The organism is Veillonella sp. T14073-2, from assembly GCF_002959875.1.
Taxonomy (GTDB): domain Bacteria; phylum Bacillota; class Negativicutes; order Veillonellales; family Veillonellaceae; genus Veillonella; species Veillonella infantium.
On record NZ_PPDC01000006.1, the window covers coordinates 1 to 16,014 of the forward strand.

The 16,014-nt window shown below is 38.4% G+C and carries 15 protein-coding genes, 1 tRNA gene and 1 rRNA gene; 15 read left to right on the plus strand and 2 right to left on the minus strand.

Annotation, left to right across the window (positions count from 1 at the left end):
• Nucleotides 1–85, plus strand: a 5S ribosomal RNA gene (rrf, locus tag VCHSUH04_RS03450); the annotation flags it as partial.
• 709 nt (nt 86–794) lie between these two features.
• Here the strand turns inward: rrf and VCHSUH04_RS03455 are convergent.
• Complete coding sequence (locus tag VCHSUH04_RS03455) at nt 795–1,004, minus strand: molybdopterin-binding protein (RefSeq protein WP_105085362.1); 210 nt, start codon at nt 1,002–1,004, stop codon at nt 795–797.
• A 102-nt stretch (nt 1,005–1,106) separates the two neighbouring features.
• Nucleotides 1,107–1,180 (minus strand) — tRNA-Gly (locus tag VCHSUH04_RS03460).
• Between the two features lie 136 nt (nt 1,181–1,316).
• Here VCHSUH04_RS03460 and VCHSUH04_RS03465 point away from each other — a divergent pair.
• The 14 genes from VCHSUH04_RS03465 (at nt 1,317) to rsmI (ending at nt 15,983) form a co-directional block, all read left to right on the plus strand.
• Nucleotides 1,317–2,642, plus strand: coding sequence for a PepSY domain-containing protein (locus tag VCHSUH04_RS03465; protein ID WP_105085363.1), 1,326 nt, complete (start codon nt 1,317–1,319; stop codon nt 2,640–2,642).
• A gap of 150 nt (nt 2,643–2,792) precedes the next feature.
• Nucleotides 2,793–3,947 (plus strand): Na+/H+ antiporter NhaA, encoded by a 1,155-nt coding sequence (gene nhaA / locus VCHSUH04_RS03470; protein WP_105085364.1) that lies wholly within the window; start codon nt 2,793–2,795, stop codon nt 3,945–3,947.
• A 28-nt stretch (nt 3,948–3,975) separates the two neighbouring features.
• A complete protein-coding gene (gene nhaA, locus VCHSUH04_RS03475; RefSeq protein WP_105085365.1) occupies nt 3,976–5,148 on the plus strand; it encodes a Na+/H+ antiporter NhaA in 1,173 nt (390 codons plus the stop codon).
• A 260-nt stretch (nt 5,149–5,408) separates the two neighbouring features.
• On the plus strand, nt 5,409–6,017 hold the full coding sequence (locus VCHSUH04_RS03480; protein WP_105085366.1) for a peptidoglycan-binding protein: 609 nt from the start codon (nt 5,409–5,411) through the stop codon (nt 6,015–6,017).
• 226 nt (nt 6,018–6,243) lie between these two features.
• The gene (gene purR / locus VCHSUH04_RS03485) at nt 6,244–7,062 is read left to right on the plus strand and encodes a pur operon repressor (protein WP_105085367.1); all 819 of its coding nucleotides are present in this window, start codon (nt 6,244–6,246) and stop codon (nt 7,060–7,062) included.
• A gap of 131 nt (nt 7,063–7,193) precedes the next feature.
• A complete protein-coding gene (glmU, locus tag VCHSUH04_RS03490; RefSeq protein WP_105085368.1) occupies nt 7,194–8,567 on the plus strand; it encodes a bifunctional UDP-N-acetylglucosamine diphosphorylase/glucosamine-1-phosphate N-acetyltransferase GlmU in 1,374 nt (457 codons plus the stop codon).
• 126 nt (nt 8,568–8,693) lie between these two features.
• Complete coding sequence (locus VCHSUH04_RS03495; RefSeq protein ID WP_005387130.1) at nt 8,694–9,647, plus strand: ribose-phosphate pyrophosphokinase; 954 nt, start codon at nt 8,694–8,696, stop codon at nt 9,645–9,647.
• Between the two features lie 10 nt (nt 9,648–9,657).
• Nucleotides 9,658–10,236, plus strand: a complete 579-nt coding sequence (gene pth / locus VCHSUH04_RS03500) for an aminoacyl-tRNA hydrolase (RefSeq protein WP_105085369.1) — start codon at nt 9,658–9,660, stop codon at nt 10,234–10,236.
• Nucleotides 10,237–10,294: 58 nt separating this feature from the next.
• Nucleotides 10,295–11,776, plus strand: a complete 1,482-nt coding sequence (locus VCHSUH04_RS03505) for an aminotransferase class I/II-fold pyridoxal phosphate-dependent enzyme (RefSeq protein ID WP_105085370.1) — start codon at nt 10,295–10,297, stop codon at nt 11,774–11,776.
• A 2-nt stretch (nt 11,777–11,778) separates the two neighbouring features.
• Nucleotides 11,779–12,465, plus strand: a complete 687-nt coding sequence (locus VCHSUH04_RS03510) for a thymidylate kinase (RefSeq protein WP_105085371.1) — start codon at nt 11,779–11,781, stop codon at nt 12,463–12,465.
• Nucleotides 12,466–12,540: 75 nt separating this feature from the next.
• Nucleotides 12,541–13,581 carry a DNA polymerase III subunit delta' gene (locus tag VCHSUH04_RS03515; protein ID WP_105085372.1) on the plus strand — a complete coding sequence of 347 codons (1,041 nt, stop codon included), beginning with the start codon at nt 12,541–12,543 and terminating at the stop codon, nt 13,579–13,581.
• On the plus strand, nt 13,582–14,427 hold the full coding sequence (locus tag VCHSUH04_RS03520; protein ID WP_024064291.1) for a stage 0 sporulation family protein: 846 nt from the start codon (nt 13,582–13,584) through the stop codon (nt 14,425–14,427).
• A complete protein-coding gene (locus tag VCHSUH04_RS03525) occupies nt 14,420–15,145 on the plus strand; it encodes a tRNA1(Val) (adenine(37)-N6)-methyltransferase (protein WP_105085373.1) in 726 nt (241 codons plus the stop codon). The genes VCHSUH04_RS03520 and VCHSUH04_RS03525 overlap by 8 nt, the downstream gene beginning before the upstream one ends.
• Nucleotides 15,135–15,983, plus strand: coding sequence for a 16S rRNA (cytidine(1402)-2'-O)-methyltransferase (gene rsmI / locus VCHSUH04_RS03530; protein ID WP_105085374.1), 849 nt, complete (start codon nt 15,135–15,137; stop codon nt 15,981–15,983). The genes VCHSUH04_RS03525 and rsmI overlap by 11 nt, the downstream gene beginning before the upstream one ends.
• Nucleotides 15,984–16,014: the final 31 nt, after the last annotated feature.

Consider the following 16,014-nt stretch of genomic DNA (forward strand, 5'->3'; position numbering starts at 1 on the left):
TCCCATCTCGAACACAGTAGTTAAGCTCATAAACGCCGAAAGTACTTGGCTGGAGACGGCCTGGGAGGATAGGAAGCCGCTGATTAAGCTAAAGGCACACCTGAGGGTGTGTCTTTTTTGTTGTATGGCTTCCTATCCTCTCAGGGTACCTGGTGAGCAGGGCAGTAGAAGATGGAGGAATGAAATGACGACAGATTCACTGCATCGCTTAGTTCGGAGCGTAAGATGGACATGTAGCGAAGCTACATAAGTCCATCCACAGCGACGAACACCCAGTATCCTGGAGGGAAGAACCGTACATGAGAACTCACTGATTAAGCTAATCCTGCTAGAGCCGTCTCCAGCCAAGGTTGTACAAGTATTCTCTATGGATAGTAATCTAAGGGGCGGCGTGGGAAACCTAGGGCAATAGGGCGTAAAGGAGCGTAGCGACGCGTACGTCCATTGCATCAGGTTCGACGAAGCCCTACAATTAGCACCGTACATTAAAGAATTATTTTAAATACCGTCATGGGCGAGTGTGATAGGAAGCTGCGGCTAGTGGTAGAATTTTAACTTCATCTAAACGATACCGCGGTGCGTAGCACCTACGGTATCGTACCGTAAACCAGTTGAGTAACTCTAAGTACTTGTAATTAGAGCGGTAAATATAACTTCTATTGTAGTAACTATATAAAATATAAAAGCCCTATAAGCTACTTTAAATAGTTTATAGGGCTCATTTTTATTCATATGAATTTAACACGAAATCAATTTATAACAAAAAAAAGAGCCGCCGAAGCGACTCTTTCTTATTATTCTACACCAACCATTACGCTAGTGGATTTGATAACAGCCACAACTTCTTTGCCAACTGTTAAGCCTAATTCCTTAACGGATTGAACTGTAATATCAGCTGTAAGAATGTTATCGTTACCTACATTAATCTTTACAATTGCGTTTACAGCACCTTCTTGAATTTCAACGATTGTACCTTTTAATTGGTTTCTTGCGCTTAATTTCATGGAGTACTCCTTGTAAAAAAATATACAATATAAATTTATATTTATTATATCATTATACAAAAAAATAACCGTGATGTATATCACATCACGGAATTTTATATATGGAGCGGGCGAAGGGAATCGAACCCTCCTCTCAAGCTTGGGAAGCTCGCATTCTACCGATGAACTACGCCCGCATGATGTACATATTGTATCATACAATAATATTTACATTCAAGTGGAGCTTCTTTATATACTCTATACCCATAGTGGTTGCTGTATTGTGTTGATATAAGAATTGATGTATAAAATAATGAGAAAGGAGGCATATGTATGTCAAAAATTTATAAAATTCATAAATGGTTATCTATAGTTTCTGTGCTATTTTTCTTAATGTTCTGTATTACAGGTCTTGTCCTTATGTTCAGAACTGAATTAAATGCATGGGCTCAAGGAGGGTCACATCATTCCTCGTTATCAATGGCGATGAGCCAACAAGAAATGTCTATTTTTAATTATGCTGATGAAGGTGCCCTATTAGTGAAAGAAAAATATCCGTCTAAGGATATTTTAAATATTTCTCCAGCTATGGGGGCTACACATATTTTACGGTATCGTATTATTGATTCTTCCGCAACTGTAGCGCCTCCAGCGCGTATGGGGATGGGAGGGGATTATGTATTATATAACCCTAAAACAAAGTCTCTCATAACTACGCATCATGAAACGCCTGAGCATCCTTGGGTTCGAAGTGTGTTACATACGCTTCACCAATTACATACTCGATTAGATCTTGGCAAAACAGGAATTTATATTGTAACGATTTTATCTTTAGTATGTGGGTTATCTATTATTTCTGGTGTTTTTTTATATGGTCCATTTCGTAAAAGCTTTGCCAAATCTACTGTATTGTCTAATTATATGAAATTAAGTATATTACACCGAGAATTTGCTATGGTTGCCACTGTATGGGGATTTATATTATGCATTACAGGTGTATGGATAGGTGGATTTTTTATTGCTAATGACAGCTATAATGCAGATGTACTACACACTGCAAAGCAAGAACTTTCAGTTGGTCAATCTGACATTTTACAACCATCTGAAGCTATCTCTCGAATTATGAAAGCATACCCAGATCGTCAACTTATATCTATAGATTATCCATCTAAATTTAATAATCATCATTATGCATTTTATTTAGGTGCTGTTAATGATGATGATCCAGCTATGTTCTTGGGCCAACCAGTCTATGCTAATTTATATACTGATTCTACTAAGGATATGTATTCTACAAAAAATATCCCCTGGTATTTTACAGGCATGACTACAATGATTAATCTCCATATTCATAATCATAATACGATGGCTCTTAAAATATTATGGGCCATCTGGGATATTGTTCTTATTGTAGGCATTGTGACTGGTATTATTATGACTATTAAAAGGAAATTTGGCAGAGCTAGTGCTATAGAATCTAAAGTATCGGCTGAGATAAAACATGTTTGGCGTACACCAATCTGTTGTGGTACCTTAGTATTACTTGGATTTATTATGCCACTTTGGTCTAATCCAGTTACAAATACTATAGCAGGTATTTGTTTAACTATTCCTCTAGTAGTATTTTTTATTTCTTTAATTAGAGGATTTAATCATTAATTCATTGTATATTTTATACACTTAATCAATGAGGTTCATCATAAGTTTATTGATTTATTTCGAACTAAAATGATAAAATAATATATATTAGTTATAATTTTATGTAGTAAAATTTGTATTTATTTTATGATTGAGAAAGTGGTAGTTACTATGAATTATATAAAAGCATTTATTCAGTCTGAATCATCTGGCGGTATTATGCTCTTATTAGCCGCTATTCTTGGTGTTATTACAGCAAATTCTCCGCTAGCAGAACAGTATTTCTCCTTAATGCATGTGTATTGGGGCCCTATGGATATATTGGAGTGGGTAAATGATGGATTAATGGCTCTTTTCTTCCTATATGTAGGGCTAGCTATTAAATCAGAAATGATTTCTGGTGAGCTGAATACAAATTCAAAACGACTACTACCAGTATTAGCTGCTCTTGCAGGCGTTGTGACACCAGCTTTAGTATATTTCTTAATTGCTGGATCTGTGCCTGAGTATACTCATGGTTGGGGAATTCCAACAGCTACTGATATTGCATTTGCCATAGGTGTAATTATGATGCTCGGTAAGCGTGTATCACAAGCTATGAAGGCATTTCTTTCTGCATTGGCGGTTATAGATGATTTAATCGCTATTATTGTTATAGCTATCTTTTATGGTGCTGGTGTTGATTTCCCATACTTGATTGGTGCTGCTATCGTTACCGGTGCACTGTGGTATACTAATAAACAGGGATATGTTAGACCTGTATTATACGGTGTATTAGGTGCAGCTCTCTGGTACTTTGTATTAAAGTCTGGTGTTCATGCAACCATTGCAGGTGTTGTGTTAGCTATGACTATTCCTGCAACAGGTAAACTTGATGGTGAAACAGTATATCCTATGCATAAATGGGCTGATAAACTGAAGAATTGGGTCAATTTCTTGATTATTCCTTTATTTAGTTTCTTAAATGCTGGTGTATCCTTTACTGATGTTTCAGCAGATCACCTATTCCATCCTGTTGTACTAGGCGTTTCATTAGGCCTTATTTTAGGTAAACAGTTTGGTATTTTCTCTGCTGTTTTCGTTTTAGTTAAATCTAAGATTATTAAGATGCCTACTAATACAACATGGCCAGAGGTTTATGGTACAGCCATTATTTGTGGTATTGGTTTTACTATGAGCTTATTTGTAGCTACATTGGCATTTCCACCTGGTGTAACTCAAGAAATGTCTAAAATTGGTATCTTTATAGGATCTATTATTTCTGGTTTAATAGGTGCTATAGTTTTAATTGTAGCTTACAAAATAAGATCTATTAAGAACAAATAATGAACTTATTATATTAGGAAGGAATCATATGGAACGGATATTTGTACTTTTACGTTCTCCTGGTTCGGCTACTGCCGTTTTACTAGGAGCTACACTTATTGCATTAATCGTAGCGAATTCTCCATTGGTAACACAATATATGTCTCTGGTTAATTTGAAACTAGGTCCATTAACAACGATGGAGTGGGTTAATGATGCATTAATGGCGATTTTTTTCCTCTTTGTTGGATTAGAAGTAAAACGTGAATTGGTAAGTGGTGAACTTAATACGAATGCTAAGCGTATCATGCCAGGTATTGCTGCATTATTTGGTGTATTAGTACCTGCTATTATTTACTATCTTTTTGCTGGATTTAGTGAAGTTTACGTTCATGGATGGGCTATTCCTACTGCCACAGATATTGCCTTTGCTATAGGTGTAATAACTGCATTAGGCTCAAGAGTTCCTAACTCGATGAAAGTATTTTTGACCGCCTTAGCTGTTATTGATGACTTAATTGCCATCATTGTTATTGCTATATTCTACGCAGCAAATCTCAACCTGTTCTATTTATTCGGTGCTGTAGTTGTAACGGGGTTATTGATTTATTGTAATCGGTCTGGTTACGTTAGATCTTTGTCTTATATCATTCTTGGTATCATTTTATGGTACTGTATTCTTCGTTCTGGTTTACATGCTACAATGGCAGGTGTAATCTTGGCGATGACAATTCCTGAACGGGGCAAGATTGGTCGTAAATATGTTAGACCAATGCAACATTGGGAACATTATTTATCTAACTGGGTAAGCTTTGTTATTGTTCCTATTTTTGCTTTCTTTAATGCCGGTGTAAGTCTTGGTGGATTTGGTGTAGCAGATTTAACACATCCAGTTGTTTTAGGCGTTGCCCTAGGTCTTATTTTAGGGAAACAAATCGGTATCTTTGGTGCTATGTTTGGCATGATTAAGCTAGGTATTGTACCTATGCCAGCAGAAGCTAACTGGAAATTTATTTATGGTACATCCATTGTATGTGGTATTGGTTTTACTATGAGTATATTTGTTTCCGTTCTAGCTTTTGATCCAGGTCATGCTCAAGAGATGGCTAAAGGTGGGGTATTAATCGGCTCTATTATTTCTGCAATTATAGGTTATACATACTTACGTATAGTTGGTGCTAATCGTAAAGAGTGCCATATTGGTTTGTATCATAACTGCTAAAATTAAATAGTATTAGTAAAGTCTCCATTATTGACTCCCATACATCTAATGTTAAATTACATTTTACTTAGATAAAGTAGTCCATAATGGAGATTTTGTTTCATTGGTATCTTAGATTTCTATGATATATATGTAGTATTATAGTTGAAATGTAGTTAATAAAGTGCGTTATACATGCATTTTTTGTATTACTATCTCAATATGGTTTATAGATTATTTAAAACTATATAGTATACTATTTGTCGTAAGGTGGGGTGTATATGGTAAAAAAAATAATTATTGCATGTACGCTTGTTTGTATGACTACAATGGTATCATCTGTATCATTGGCGAAAACGATTGATAAGGGACAACGGGGGCACCATGTAAGTAAGGTGCAAACAATGTTAAAGCATCAAGGTTTTTTGCATGATTCTGTAGATGGCATTTATGGTCATAACACAGAACAGGCCGTACGAAAATTTCAAAAGTCAAAGGGACTCGCTGTCGATGGGCGTGTTGGTCCTGCAACAATGAATGCTTTAGAAAAGATGGAGACTCGATATGGTGGTCATGGCACAGCATTAAGTCATGATGGTGTGCCGAATAAATACTCTCGAGTGTTAACTATGCAGGCTAGTGCATATTCTGCTCAAGATCCTGGAAATGGAAATTATACGGCTACAGGTAGTCGCTTGAAGAAGGGAATTGTATCTGTAGATCCAAAATTAATTCCATTAGGTACGAGATTATACATTGAAGGATATGGTTATGCTGTAGCTGACGATGTTGGTGGTGCTATTAAAGGTCATAGAATTGATTTAGCCTACGATTCACGTTCTGAAGCATTGCAGTTTGGTCGTCAAACTGTGAAGGTTTACGTTTTATAATAAAAGCTCTCTAGTTCATATATTATTGTAATAGACTATAAGGTCTAATTTTACAGTATTATAGGAGGTCTAGAGAGTTTTTTGTTTTGCCGAATTATAGTGTTTTTATAACCTCGAATATTCGGAAATTATGGTATAATAAATAATAGATATATTTGAGATGACTCATGATTTTTATTGAATGAGTATAATCAATAGTTATATGATGAATGGTAAAGGAAATTCTATGGATAAAGTACGGCGTGTGGAACGAATGGTGGCAATGACAAAATTGTTAGTTGATTCACCGCAAAAATTGATTCCTTTAAATTATTTTTGTGACTTCTTTGGCATGGCTAAATCTACAGTTAGTGAAGATTTAACCTGTGTTAGACAGTCTATGGAACACTTTCAACTGGGCACATTAGAAACAGTAGCTGGTGTGGCAGGCGGGGTACGTTTTATTCCTCATCGGAAAGGTACTCAAGCAAATGATATTCTACGAGATGTACAGGCTCGTTTAATGGAACCAGATCGCATTATCCCTGGTGGGTTTATTTATATGTCTGATATCTTGTATGATTGGCATGTAATGACACGTCTTGGGGAAATTATAATGACTCGCTTTATGGACCGCAATCCAGATTATATTTTGACGGTTGAAACGAAGGGGATTCCTTTAGCTGTCATGGTGGCTAGAGCGTTTAATAAACCTCTCGTTATTGCTCGTCGTGATAGTAAAGTAACAGAAGGGTCTGCTATTAGTATTAACTATGTAACTGGCTCCTCTGGTCGTATTCAAACTATGACGCTTACTAAACGTGCTATTCCACCGAATGCTAGGGTCTTAATTATCGATGACTTTATGAAAGCTGGAGGTACAGCAAAAGGTCTTAAAGAACTTGTTCTTGAAATGAGTGGTATTGTAGTTGGTACGGGTGTTCTTGTATCAACGGCAGAACCAAACCCAAAATTAATTGATGATTATGAATCACTATTTACCTTCTATGGTATCGATGAAAATACAAAGAAAATAAGTATTGAACCAGTATTTGATGAAGAGTAAAGATTAATATTAAGTACATAATAGGTTGGTATAATAGTTTTATATTAAATATTAGCCAATGGGTTAAAAATGTAATTAATATTAAAATGTCAAACATATAAGAGATGATAGATAATAGATAGGAGATTACTATGAATATTGCAAGCCTTATTTTAGCTGCTGGTAAAGGTACGCGTATGAAGTCTAAATTGCCAAAGATATTGCACAAGGTTGGCGGCAAAGCAATGGTAGAGCGCGTTCTTGAAACAGTTCAGTCAATCGGTACAAATCGCGATGTGGTCATCGTAGGTTTTGGTGGTGATGCAGTACAAAATTATTTAGGTGATCGCGCTGAATTCGTTCGCCAAGAAGAGCAAAATGGTACAGGGCATGCCGTAAAAATGGCTCAACCAGTGCTTGGTGATTATGATGGTACAATCTTATTGTTGTGTGGTGATACTCCACTCATTACAAAAGAAAGCTTAGAGGCTCTTTTAGAGGAGCATAAAAACTCTGGTGCAGCTGCTACAATTTTAACAGCACATATGCCTGATCCAACTGGTTATGGTCGCATTATTCGTAATGAAGCAGGTTCTGTAGTTCGCATTGTAGAACAAAAAGATGGTAAACCAGAGGAATTAGCCGTTCAAGAAGTAAATACAGGTATGTACGCCTTTGATAGCAAAAAATTATGGCCTTGCTTAGATCAACTATCTGACGATAATGCGCAAGGTGAATTGTATATCACGGATGTTGTAGGTATTCTCGTAAATGGTGGCGATACAGTAAGCGCTTATATGACTAAAGACTTTGAAGAGTCTCTAGGCGTAAACTCTCGCTTGCAATTAGCCGAAGCAGAGTCTATTTTAAAACACCGTAAAAATATTGAATTAATGACAGCCGGTGTAACAATTATCGATCCAGCAAATACTTACGTAGCTCCAGAGGTAACAGTAGGGGCGGATACAATCTTGCATCCTGGTACAATTCTTGAAGGCGATACTGTAATTGGTGAGCGTTGTGAAATTGGTCCACATACTCGTTTAACAAATGTGAAAGTTGGTAACGATACGATTATCCACTTCACGTATGGTCATGACTGCGAAGTAAAAGATGGTGTAGATGTAGGTCCATATGTTCACTTGCGCCCTAATACAGTGCTGGGCAATAAGGTTCATGTAGGTAACTTCGTAGAGGTTAAAAACTCCAATGTTGGGGAAGGCACCAAGTTCCCACATCTTTCTTACATTGGCGACAGCGATGTAGGTTCTGGTGTTAATATTGGCTGTGGTACAATTACCGTAAACTATGATGGTAAAGTTAAACACCGTACTACAATTGGCAATGGCGCTTTTGTAGGTTGTAATAGTAATTTAGTAGCTCCTGTAACTGTTGGTAATTATAGTTATGTTGGTGCAGGTTCTACCATTACTAAAAATGTACCAGATAAGGCGTTAGCGGTAGGCCGCAGTAAGCAAATTGTGAAAGAAAATTGGGTAACAGACGATACTTTCAAAAAGAAATAAGAAAATATTATAAATTTTTAACACAATTTGGGCAAAATAGTATACAATAAAAAGGCAATAGTGTGTATCTGTAATGGATGATTATGGATAAGTAACCAGTATAGGAACAAATGAAAGGGTAACAAAATGGCATTTGAAGACGGCAAAAAACTCAAGATTTTCACAGGTAATGCAAATCCTGCATTGGCAAAGGAAATTTGTGATTATTTAGGTTTGCCTTTAGGTGAAGCATTTGTAGGTCGCTTTAACAATGGCGAAGTACAAATTATGATTGATGAAAGCGTACGTGGCAAAGATGTATTTATCATTCAACCAACAAGCTATCCTGTAAACGATAATTTAATGGAATTAATGGTTATGGCTGATGCGTTAAAACGTGCTTCTGCTCGTCATATTACAGCTGTAGTTCCTTACTACGGTTATGCTCGCCAAGACCGCAAAACTCGTGGTCGTGAACCAATTACTGCAAAATTAGTAGCAAACTTGATGCAAACTTCTGGTATTACACGTCTTGTAACAATTGACTTGCATGCAGGTCAAATTCAAGGCTTCTTCGATGTGCCTGTAGATCATTTATATGGTGCATCCATTTTAGCTAAATATATTAATGAAAAAAATCTTGAAGATGTTATTGTAGTATCTCCAGATCTTGGCGGTGTTACAAGAGCTCGTGATTTGGCTGACCGCATTGGTGCGCCAATTGCAATCATTGAGAAAAAACGCCCTGAACCAGGCGTAGCTAAAGTTATGAACCTCATCGGTGATGTAAAAGGCAAAAACTGTATCATCGTTGATGATATTGTAGATACAGCAGGTTCTCTTGTAGAAGGTGCTAAAGCATTAGAAGAATTTGGTGCTAAATCTGTTATGGCTGCTGTTACCCATGCTGTATTAACAGATCCAGCAAGTGAACGCATTGCAAACTCCAACATTAAAGAGCTTATCGTAACAAACACAATGCCATTACCAGAAAATTGCAAATTAGACAATGTAACGCAATTATCTGTAGCTCCATTATTGGGCGAAGCAATTATGCGTATCTTTCATGAAGTTTCAGTAAGTAATTTATTTGATAAATAATAGGTGATTCTTGAAGTTAGTAGTAGGCCTTGGTAACCCAGGCAAGCAATATGAAGCGACAAAACATAATATTGGATTTATGGTCATCGATGCCATTGCGGATAGCATTTCTCATACTCCTTGGAGAGAGGAACAAAAGGCAGAGGTGTGCAGTATTAATGTAGCTGGTGAAAAGGTATTGCTTGTAAAGCCTCAAACATTCATGAATGCCAGTGGCGAATCTGTAGGTCCACTAATGCGATACTACAAGATCGATCCATCTGATGTGTATTGTATTTATGATGATATGGATTTACCGGTAGGCAAATTACGTATTCGACCAAATGGTAGTTCTGGTGGGCATAATGGGATTAAATCCTTAATTTCTCATATAGGCACCGAAAACTTCCCGCGTTTTCGCGTCGGTATTGGTCGTCCATTACCACAATGGACTGTCATTGACCACGTGTTAGCACCATTTAGTGAAGAATCACAAGAGAAGGTACAAAAAGGTATCAAAGATACAGTAAAGGCTGTATTAGGTACTTTAGAGGTGGGCATAGACAAAGGGATGAATCAGTTCAATCCTAAGCGTCGTCCACAGCGATAAATAACATGCATAAGGGCATGAGTCTCATAGAGATTCATGCCCTTTTTACGAGGTATAGATGAGTAATCAAGAAAAAATGCCCTTTGTAGAGGCTTTAGAATCATATAAGGAACAACATTTTGTGCCCTTTCATACACCTGGTCATAAGATTGGTGTTGAAGCGCCTCAGTTACTAAAAGACTGGATGGGACCGGCACTGCCATATGATTTAGGGGTTATGTATGCTCTAGATGATTTACATGAACCTGAAGGGGAATTAAAAGAGGCTCAAGACTTAACAGCTGAGTTATATGGTGCTGATCACTGTTGGTTTTCCATCAATGGCACTACGGCCTTAATCGAAGCTATGATTATGGGAACTGTAGGTCCCGATGAAGCAATCATTATTCCTCGAGAAGCACATCGTTCCGTTATTAGTGGATTAGTGTTATCTGGTGCGAAACCTGTTTATATGGATTGCCAATTTGATGAGCGATGGGGCATACCTTTAGGTGTATCTTTAGAAGATGCCGTTAGAACCATGGATGCTCATCCAGAGGCTAAGGCGATTCTCTTAGTGTATCCAAACTATTATGGTGTAGGTGTAGATATTGTAAAGATTGTAAAAGAAGCGCATAAACGAGGGATGATTGTTCTTGTTGATGAAGCACATGGACCTCATTTACCATTTTCAGAAAATTTACCTGTTGAAGCCATTGCGGCAGGTGCAGACTTAGTGGCACAAAGTACGCATAAATCGGTAGGTTCTTTGACGCAAACCTCTTGGTTATTAGGCCAAGGCGAAAGAATTAATAAACGTCGTATTACACAAATGCATCAAATGCTACAAAGTACGAGTCCCAATTACATATTCCTTGCCTCTTTAGATATGGCGCGTCATCAATTAGCCACCGAAGGTAAGGCGCTAATAAGTCGAACCGTAGAATTGAGCCTATATTTGCGTCATGAGCTCAATAAGATTTCAGGTATTACTACTATGGAATATATAGACATTCAAGAGCGAGTAGTAAACTATGATTGTACAAAGGTACTAATTGATGCTAAAGTACTTGGACTGACAGGTGTTGAGTTTGAACGGATGTTGCGAGAATATCGTATTGAGGTAGAGTTAGTGCAAGCGCACCATGTGTTAGTACTCATTACTATTGGCGATACAAAAGAGTCTGTAACGTCTCTCATTCAAGCAGTACAAGCTATAAGTGATACGATATTACATACATCTAAAGTAGATAATAGTAACGTGGTGGAGCATGCAGAAAATCTTAGTAAAGATTCTTCATTGCTACCTAAGCCTATTGTGCGTGTAACTCCTCGCAATGCTATGTATGCTAATCGTGAGCAAGTGCCTTTACGAGATGCACTGCATCGTATTGCAGGAGAGACTATTGCTTATTATCCTCCAGGGATTCCTTGTGTAGCGGTAGGTGAAGAGATTAGCTCCTCTGTGTTACAATATATAGAGAATCGGAAGGCTCTAGGGTATGTGCCGAATGGAGCCGATGATATGTCATTGGAAACAATCTGGGTGTTACAGGAGTAATTATGGGGACTTTAATTATCTTAGAAGGCGGAGATGGTAGCGGTAAGGCTACACAAACTAAACTTTTAGTAGAACGCTTGACTAAAGAGGGGCATGCCGTTAAATCTGTGAGCTTTCCAAACTATGATAGCGGTGCTGCTATGCCTATCAAAATGTATTTAGCTGGTGAGTTTGGCAAAGATGTACATGATGTAAATCCTTATGTGGCAAGCTCCATGTATGCCATAGATCGCTTTGCATCCTTTAGAACTGATTGGGAAGAGTTCTATAAAAATGGAGGCATCATTATTGCAGATCGCTATACGACGTCTAATATGGTACACCAAATGGTTAAATACAATGATCCAAAGGAACGTACTGCATTTTTAGATTGGCTTGAAGACTTTGAATTTAACAAATTTGCTTTGCCCACACCTGATGCAGTATGTCTCTTAGATATGCCTCTCGAAGTGAGTGAAGCCCTTATGGCGGAGCGCACTGGTAAAACGGGCGGTAATACAGGGGATATTCATGAAGGAAATCATCAATATTTAGTAGCTGTTCACGATGCCTATGAAGAGCTAGTAGAACGCTATCAATGGCACCGAATTCCTTGTGCTACAAAAGATGATTCCAGTCAATATGCATTGCGCACCATTGAAGAAATTCATAACGATGTATATCAAGCAGTAGTAAATCTACTACCTTAGGATAGGGCGACTCTTTTAAAAGTCGCCTTTTTCTTATATAATATTAATATTGAGCATGTATTGATAGGAGGGGCTATGACATATTTTGATTCTATAATTGGTCAAGATTCGATCAAGGCACACCTATCGGAACTTGTAAGTCGCAATGCATTGCCACATAGCCTTTTGTTTTATGGTGAAGCAGGTCTTGGCAAGCTAGATATGGCAATCGGTTTGGCATCCTTATTATTAGGACGTCAAGTATTCTCTCAACCCAAGGGAGAATCGTATTTAGCTGACGTTAAAGAAGCACGTCTTGCTAATGGTGAGACTGAAAAACGTATTGAAGCAGAAGGTTTGCCTATCTATATGGATAAGGGGGATGCCTTTTGGATTCGTCCTATGAAGACGACCTTAAAGGTGGAACAGTGGTATTCCTTATTGCAAGATCATCTGTCAGTAGCAGGTAATGGTAACCGCGTAGTTATTGTAGAGGATTTTCATACGGCTAACGCAGTCATGGCAAATGCTATGTTAAAAACCATTGAAGAACCGCCAGAACAGGTGTATTTCATCATTATTACGAATAAAATTAACACCGTATTGCCGACCATCGTTTCAAGATGTATGGGCGTTGGTTTTAACAGTGTTGATGTAGATACGATTCGCACGGCACTTGTGGCACGTGGCATCACAGGTGATATTGAGCAGGCTTTATTGGCAGGTCATGGCAATCCACAGTTAGTGGAAAAATTGGCTACTCAAGGTCGCATTGAAATGCTAGAGTTAGCTGTTAAGGTAATGGACATGCTCGCTTTTGAAACAAGATGGTTTTCCATGATTTCTCTAGCTTGTGAAAGCTTACCTCGTGAAAGTCTAACAGAATTGATGCATTGGTTACGTCTTGTAAGTAGAGATATGATGGCTCTTAAAATGGGGGCTCAAGACGGACAATTACAAGTACCTATGTACAAAACTCAATTATTACGATTATTACCGCGCTGGTCTATGCAAGCATTGTCTCAGGTCATTACTGAAACATTGCAAGCGGAACGGGCTTTGCGTTTACATATAAAAACCGCTCTCGTGGTGGACGGTCTTAGTATCGCCCTTCATGATGCTCGGGAGGAGGATTAAATGCTAACCATAGTTGGCGTACGCTTTAAAAAGGCTGGGAAGATTTATTATTTTCTGCCTGAACAATTAGAACTATCCGTTGGTGATGGGGTTATCGTTGAAACGGCACGTGGCGTTGAATACGGTACAGTTGTGATCGGACCAAAAGAGGTCTTTGAAGATACTGTTGTAGCCCCTGTTAAGCCAGTTATTAGAAAGGCGACACCAAAGGACTTAAAACAAATTGAGAAGAATAAAGAGCGCGAAGAAAAAGCCTTTGATATTTGTCTCGAAAAAATCGAAAAACGTAAGTTACCTATGAAACTTATCAATGTGGAATACACATTTGATATGAATAAGATTATATTTTTCTTTACCGCTGATGGTCGTATTGACTTCCGTGAGCTTGTTAAAGATTTAGCAACGGTATTTAGAACGCGCATCGAGTTGCGTCAAGTAGGCGTTCGCGATGAGGCTAAGGTTTTAAATGGTATCGGCGCTTGTGGTCGACCTTTATGTTGCTCTAACTTCTTAGGTGACTTCACACCTGTATCGATTCGTATGGCTAAGGACCAAAATTTGAGTCTGAATCCTACAAAAATCTCAGGTGTATGCGGTCGTTTAATGTGCTGTCTTAACTACGAAGATGACTTATATAAAAAAGGTGGCGACCTATATGTGAAGAAGGAACGCCCTCAAGCCCCTCAAGATGTGGCGCCTCCAGGTATTGGTAAGGAGGTCGTCACCGATGAAGGCATCGGTAAGGTCTTGAAGGTAAATCATCACAAGCATACTGTAAAGGTACAGCTTGAAGCAGGTCGCACCATTGATTTGAAATGGTCCGAGGTGGCATTGCCTGATGAATGATCAAGAAAGACTTGATGATTTAATTATAGATGGCTTACAGCTTTATCAGCGTACTGATATGTTTCGCTTTTCCTTTGACGCTATTGCGCTCATTCACTTTTGCCGTTTTAACGGTCGTCATACCTATGTTGACCTGGGGACGGGAACGGGTGTCATGCCACTCATTGGTACGTCATTAGGAGCGGGCCATATAACGGGCATTGATATTAATAAGACTATCATTGAGTTGGCTCAACGTAGTGTTGAATACAATCATAAACAAGATGTGGTAACGATGTTGTGTGGTGATTATCGTCATATGTCGTATCGGGATGTACATTACAAGCCTTTTGATGGTGTTATTGTAAATCCTCCTTTTTATGATTATGAAAGCGGTGCAAAGCCCACTTCTGATGAAAGAGCGGTAGCTCTTCATGATAAACATACATCGTTACAAGAAGTTTTGAAAGCTGTACAGTCCTTTATTAAGTGTAAAGGTCGTTTATGGATGATTTATAGTGCTAGTCGCTTACAATATGTGATGCATGAACTGGAAATAGCTAACTTTCAAGCTAAGCGAATTCGCTTTATTCACGGTATGATAGATAAACCTGCGAAACTTGTACTAATAGAGGCTCTCTATCAAGGTCAGGCTGGTCTTGTGTTAGAGCCACCACTAATCGTTTATGAAAAGCCTAATGTGTACACAAAGGAGGTGTCCTCTTGGTATGAACGATAACGAATGGGGCATCTTATATTTAGTGCCTACACCGATAGGTAATTTAGAAGATATGACCTATCGGGCAGTTCGTATCTTAGGTGAAGTAGATGCTATCGCTGCCGAAGATACGCGCCATACAGGCATATTATTAAAACATTTTGACATTAAGAAGCCTTTGATTTCTTATCATGAACATAATAAGGACGAAAAAGGTGCTTATATTATAGAGCTTTTGTTAGAAGGACAGTCCATTGCTTGCGTTAGTGATGCAGGCATGCCGGCTATATCTGATCCAGGGGCTGACCTAGTAATAAAAGCGATTGAAGCAGGTATAACGGTGGTACCACTGCCAGGTGCTAATGCGGCATTAACAGCGCTTATTGCATCAGGCTTAGATACTAAATCCTTTGCCTTTGCCGGATTCTTACCCAAACGGGGCAAACATCGGGTTGAAGAACTACAGCGACTTTCACAAGTAACGGGAACCTTGATGTTTTATGAAGCACCTCATCGTTTGCAAGAGGTCTTACAAGATATGTATGAAGCCTTTGGCAATCGATCTATCACGGTGGCAAGGGAATTGACAAAGAAGTTTGAAACCTTTGTACGCACCGATTTAGAGAGCCTTGTAAATGATTTGGAACAGCTCACGTATAAAGGGGAATTCGTCCTCATTGTAGGTGGTGCTGATACAGTAGAGTCTGATGCTAGTGCTGTTTCGGATGAACCAGTATCGTATGTAGATGCTGTACAAGCCCTTGTAGAAACAGGGATACCTAAAAAAGAAGCAATTCGCCAGGTGGCAAAGCGTTTTAACGTTTCCCGCCGGGATGTATATAATATTGTAGAACGTTAAACCTTCCCATTCGAAGGTTAGAAGGAGGCTC